This window comes from Gemmatimonas sp., assembly GCF_036405635.1.
GTDB lineage: Bacteria > Gemmatimonadota > Gemmatimonadetes > Gemmatimonadales > Gemmatimonadaceae > Gemmatimonas.
In genome coordinates, this window is sequence record NZ_DASWXE010000146.1 from 1 (window position 1) to 5,673 (window position 5,673).

A 5,673-nucleotide genomic window follows, 5' to 3' on the forward strand; every position below is an offset into this window, starting at 1 on the left:
TCGAGGATGTTGTGGCGATTGGAGTGGATGAGCTGCACGTTGGCGGCCATCACGTCCGACAGGTAGCGCAGGCGCTCGAGTGAGAGGTCGAGCACCACCACCTTCGCGCCCAAGCCGGCCGCCATCTTGGCTGCGTTCACGCCCACCACACCGCCGCCAAGGATCACGACCTTGGCCGGCGCCACGCCCGGCACGCCACCCAGCAACACACCGCGGCCGCCGTACAGCTTCTCGAGGTACTTGGCGCCTTCCTGCACCGCCATGCGACCCGCCACTTCCGACATCGGCGTGAGCAAGGGCAGCTCGCGGCTGGGCAGCTCCACCGTCTCGTACGCGATGCACGTTGCTCCGCTGGCGAGGTGCGCCTTGGTGAGCTGCTCGTCCGCTGCGAAGTGGAAGTACGTGAACAACGTGAGATCCGGGCGCAGGTGCTGCCACTCACTGGCGATGGGCTCCTTCACCTTGAGCAGCAGCTCTGCATTGCCCCATGCCGTCTTCGCGTCGGGCACGATCTGCGCGCCCACGCCACGGTAGTCGTCGTCCTCGAAACCGCTGCCGATACCGGCGCCTGTTTCGACGAACACTTCATGCCCTGCAGCCGTCAGGGCCTCCGCTCCGGCAGGAACGAGGGCCACGCGGTTTTCATTCGTCTTGATCTCTTTCGGTACGCCGATGCGCATAGTCGAGGAAGGATGAAGAGGAGGGGAATATCGCTGAACCGTCAGCGCACGGCCTTCGGGCCAAGGCTGACCAGAATGTGCCGATCGGGATCGAAGAAATCACGTGCCACGTCCCGCACTGTATCCTCGTCGATTGCATCGACAAGCGCCATCAATTCGTCGACGGAACGGAACGGTTCGCCATACAACGCGGTCGTAGCCGCCCGGTACATCCGTGACGACACGCCTTCCATCGACAGCACCAGCTGGCCGCGGAGCTGGCGCTTGCCGGCCACCAGATCCTCCTCCGGGAGGCCGTGGGCCGCCACCTCACGCAGGACGTCCCGAGCCGCATCCAGAGCCTCCTGCGCGCTCTCCGGGGCCGTGGCGAGGTACACACCGTGCACCCCCGTATCCGCAAATGCACTGCTGAAGGTGTGGACGCTGTAGGCCAGTCCCAGCTCTTCACGCACACGCTGGAAGAGCCGGGAGCTCATCCCACCGCCCAGCAGCATATCGATCAGGGCAAACGCGTACCGACGTGGGTCGCCATGCGCGATCCCCTGCCCGCCCAACACGATGTGTGTCTGCGCAATGTCCTTGCGCTTCACATGCTCGGCGTGCGGGCCGGCCGCTTCAACCGGATCGATCGCAAACGGCGTCATGTCGCCACGCGCCTGCGACGTCCAGCCAGCCTTGTCGAGCACCTCGAGCAACTGGTCGTGCTCGACGCGGCCGGACGCAGCCACCACGAGCCGACCGGGGTGATAGGCCCGCTCGTGCAGCGCACGAATGTGCGGCACATCGAGCGCCTTCACCGTGTCGCGCGTGCCGAGGATGGCGTAGCCGTGCGGATGATCGCCCCATACGGCGCGATTGTGCACGTCGAAGATGATGTCGTCCGGCGTATCATCGACCATGCTGATCTCTTCGAGGATCACCTTGCGTTCCAGTGCGAGATCATCCGCACGAAGCATGGGTTCGAAGATCAACTCACCGATGACAGATGCCGCTTCGGGCAGGTGCTCGTCGAGCACCCGCGCCTGATAGGACGTGTGCTCGCGCTCGGTGTAGGCATCGAGTGAACCGCCAAGCGTCTCGAGCGACAACGCGATTTCCTGCGCCGAACGCGTGCGCGTGCCCTTGAACACCATATGCTCGAGGAGATGGGACACACCCATCTCTTCGGGACGCTCGTGCAGCGTCGCCGCACGTACCCACGCCCCGAAAGCAACCGACCGTGCTCCCGGAACTGCTTCCGAGAGCACGGTCAGCCCGTTGGGCAGGTCCGTTCGGTGCAACTGGGGCGCCTCAGCGCCCTGTTTGTCAGCGCCGATCGCGACCACCGCCGTTCCGTCCACCGCGTCCACCACGATCGCCACCACCGGAGCGCTCGCCGTCTTCACGACGCGGACGCTCACCCTGCGGCTCATCGGGCATGCCTTCCGGCTTCGGCAGCAGCGCCTTCATGCTGAGGCGCAGGCGGCCGCGTTCGTCGCGATCGACGAGCTTGACCGTCACGCGGTCGCCCTTCTTCACGACGTCTTCCGGCTTCTCGACACGCTCCCACTTCATCTCGGAGACGTGCAGCAGCGCTTCGTTGCCGGGCATGATTTCGACGAAGGCGCCAAACGCCGTCACCGTCTTCACCGTGCCTTCGTAGGTTTCGCCGACGACCGGTTCGGCCGTGATGGCCATGACCATCTGCTTGGCGCGCTCCATGCTCTCGCCGCCGACGGCAGCGATCGTCACGGTGCCGTCATCCTCGACGCTGAGCTCGGCGCCCGTCTCGTCCTGGATGCCACGGATGTTCTTGCCCTTCGGTCCGATCAGCTCGCCGATCTTGTCGACCGGGATCTGCACCGTCACGATGCGCGGGGCGTACTTCGACAGCTCAGCACGCGGGGCGTTTAGCGCCTTGTCCATCTCGCCCAGGATGTGGAGACGGCCGGCCTTCGCCTGCGAAAGCGCCTCCTCCATGATCTTGATGTCCAGACCTTCGATCTTGATGTCCATCTGGATGGACGTGATGCCATCCTTCGTGCCGGCGACCTTGAAGTCCATGTCGCCGAGGTGGTCTTCAGTGCCGAGGATGTCGGTCAGGATGGCGTAGCGCTCGCCTTCCTTGATGAGACCCATGGCGACACCGGCCACGGCCGCCTTGAGCGGCACACCGGCGTCGAACAGCGACAGCGAACCACCGCACACCGAGGCCATCGACGACGAGCCGTTCGACTCGAGCACGTCGGAGACGATGCGAATCGTGTACGGGAAGTCGGCGAAGTCGGGGAGCACGCCCTGCAGCGCGCGCTCAGCGAGGTTGCCGTGGCCGATTTCGCGGCGGCTGGTGCCACGCATCGGGCGCACTTCACCGGTCGAGAACGGCGGGAAGTTGTAGTGCAGCATGAACGAGCGCGTGACTTCACCCGGCTCCTTGATGGAGTCGAGGCGCTGCGCATCCTTGGCGGTGCCGAGCGTCGCGGCGACGAGCGCCTGCGTCTGGCCACGCGTGAAGAGCGCCGAACCATGCGCACGCGGCAGCACGCTGGTGTCGATGCTGATGGCGCGCACTTCATCCTTCTTGCGGCCGTCGACGCGGAGCTGCGTGTCGAGCACCTGCGAGCGGAGCTCGTGGTATTCAACGTCACCGAGCAGGTTGCCGATGTCCTTGGCGTTGTCGGGGAATTCGACGAGCAGCCCCTCGGCGAGTTCCTTCTTGGTGCGTTCGACCGCTTCGATGCGCGTGTGCTTGTCCTTCTGATTCAGTGCTTCGCGGATGCGGCCCGACGCGAGTTCCTTCACGCGCGTCGTGATGCCTTCCGGCGCCTCGGCCTTCACCCACGACATCTTCGGCACGCTGACCTTGGCGAGCAGTTCTTCCTGCATGCCGATCAGCTCACGGATGCCGTCGTGCGAGAGGCGCAGCGACTCGAGCACGTCCTCTTCGGACACTTCGAGCGAGCCGCCTTCGACCATCACGATGGAGTCCTTCGAGCCCGCCACCACCAGCTCCAGATCGGAGAAGCCGAGCTGCTGGAAGGTGGGGTTGAGCACCCAGTGCCCCTGCACGCGACCGACGCGCACACCAGCGATCGGGCCGAGGAACGGGATCTTGGAGGCGTTCAGGGCGAACGATGCGGCGACCAGCGCCAGCACGTCCGCGTCATTCTCCTGGTCCGCAGAGATGACGTAGATGAACACCTGCACTTCGTTCTTGAAGCCTTCGGGGAACAGCGGGCGGATCGAGCGATCGATGATGCGCGCCGCGAGGATCTCATGATCGTGCGGGCGCCCTTCGCGCTTGATGAATCCGCCCGGGATCTTGCCGGCGGCGTAGGTCTTTTCCTTGTACTCGACCGTGAGCGGGAAGAACGGGAGGGGGCTCTGGTTCTCGCTCACCGTCACGGCGGCCAGAACCATCGTCTCTCCGAACTGCACCACGGCAGAGCCGGCGGCCTGCTTGGCCATCCGACCGGTCTCGATGACCAGGGGGCGTCCCGCGAAGGTCCGCTCGATTCGATGCATCATCTGCTTTTAAGCCTCATGAGAACGCAAATCGCGCGGGTGGCATGATTGCCCCCGCGCGACAACGTGGCGCGATCCGGTTAGTACCGGAGACCAAGGTCCTGCACGAGCGTGCGATACTGCTGCACGTCCGTACGCTTCAAATAGTCGAGCAGACGGCGGCGCTTGCCGACCATCTTGAGGAGACCACGGCGACCGTGGTGATCCTTCGCATGCGTACGGAAGTGACCCGTCAGGTAGTTGATTCGCTCCGTGAGGATTGCGATCTGTACGCGGGTCGATCCGGTGTCCCCTTCGTGGGCCCGGAATTTGTCGATCGTGTTAGCCTTGTCGAACGCCATCGTCGTTGTATTCTCAGCCGTTCTAAGCGCATGTCGTGCGCTACGTTTAGCGCGCAATTGCAGGTAGCATGATACCTTATCTCACTCCGCCCCGTCTGTAAAGGACCAACGCGTGCCTGATCGATATCTGGGGCGTTCAATCGGCAAATATCGGGTCACCCGGCTCCTCGGCACGGGAGCCTTCGCGTGGGTCTATGAGGCAGTCGACCAGGATCTGGAGATTCCGGTCGCCCTCAAGATCCTCCGACCCGAGTTCGCTGGTCAGGACGTCGCAGAAAGTCGCTTCCGTCGGGAAGCTGCCACCGCCGCCCGTCTGCGCCACCCCAATATCGTCACCGTGAGGGACGTGGGGCAAATCGACGGCACGGCGTTCGTGGCCATGGACCTCTACCCGGTCACGCTCGGTCGACGCCTCTCCCTCGTCGACCGCCTGCCCGAGGCAGAAGTCGTGCGACTCGGTATCGGCATTGCCGCCGCGCTCTCCGTGGCGCATGCCAGCCAGATCATCCATCGCGACATCAAGCCTGACAACATCCTGATCGACAGTGAGGGCGAAGCGGTGGTGGCCGACTTCGGTCTCGCCCGCGCCCTGGCCGTGTCCAACTCCATGAGCGCCACCAATCAGGTGCTCGGCACGCCCCACTACTTCAGCCCGGAACAGGCACGCGGCCAGGAACTTGACGGACGCAGCGATCTCTACGCGCTGGGTATCACGCTGTATCGCACCGCCACCGGTCGCGTTCCCTTCGACGGGGACGACTGGTATGCCGTCGCCCGTCAGCACATCGAAGAGCCGCCCGCCGCGATGCGCTCTCTGGTCCCGGAGCTCACGCCGGAGTTTGAGCAGGTCGTGCAGCGGCTGCTCGCTAAGACGCCTGATGAGCGATACCTGTCGGCCATGCAGGTGGTGGACGCACTGGCCGCGCTCCCCTCCGCACCGGAACGCAGCGCATCGGCGCGACGCATTGGTTCTCACACCGTTGAGGCGTTCCGTCCGCAGCGTACATCGAAGCGGTGGCGGTGGATCGCGGGTGCTGCCGTGCTCGTGCTTGGCGGCATCATGGCCGTGCAACGTCCGTGGGAGACGAGGGTGGCCGATGTATCGCCTATTGTGGACACCGCGCGCGTTCCCGCTGACTCTGTCTCCA

General features: G+C 64.6%; 5 protein-coding genes. 1 reads left to right on the forward strand and 4 read right to left on the reverse strand.

Features of this window, described 5'->3' with window-relative positions; translation table 11 throughout:
* The 4 genes from VGE27_RS12120 to rpsO form a co-directional block, all read right to left on the reverse strand.
* A partial coding sequence (locus tag VGE27_RS12120) for an alanine dehydrogenase (RefSeq protein WP_331049921.1) occupies positions 1 to 680 on the reverse strand: 680 nt, incomplete at its 3' end.
* A gap of 41 nt (positions 681 to 721) precedes the next feature.
* Entirely contained in the window at positions 722 to 2,080 is a 1,359-nt protein-coding gene (locus VGE27_RS12125) for a pitrilysin family protein (protein WP_331049922.1), read from the reverse strand.
* Positions 1,986 to 4,184 carry a polyribonucleotide nucleotidyltransferase gene (locus VGE27_RS12130; RefSeq protein WP_345788016.1) on the reverse strand — a complete coding sequence of 733 codons (2,199 nt, stop codon included), beginning with the start codon at positions 4,182 to 4,184 and terminating at the stop codon, positions 1,986 to 1,988. Before VGE27_RS12130 ends, VGE27_RS12125 begins: the two co-directional genes overlap by 95 nt.
* An 80-nt stretch (positions 4,185 to 4,264) precedes the next feature.
* A complete protein-coding gene (rpsO, locus tag VGE27_RS12135) occupies positions 4,265 to 4,525 on the reverse strand; it encodes a 30S ribosomal protein S15 (RefSeq protein ID WP_331049924.1) in 261 nt (86 codons plus the stop codon).
* A 112-nt stretch (positions 4,526 to 4,637) separates the two neighbouring features.
* Between rpsO and VGE27_RS12140 the strand changes: the two genes are divergently transcribed.
* Positions 4,638 to 5,673 (forward strand): serine/threonine-protein kinase (locus VGE27_RS12140; RefSeq protein WP_331049925.1); only part of this gene is annotated, 1,036 nt, incomplete at its 3' end.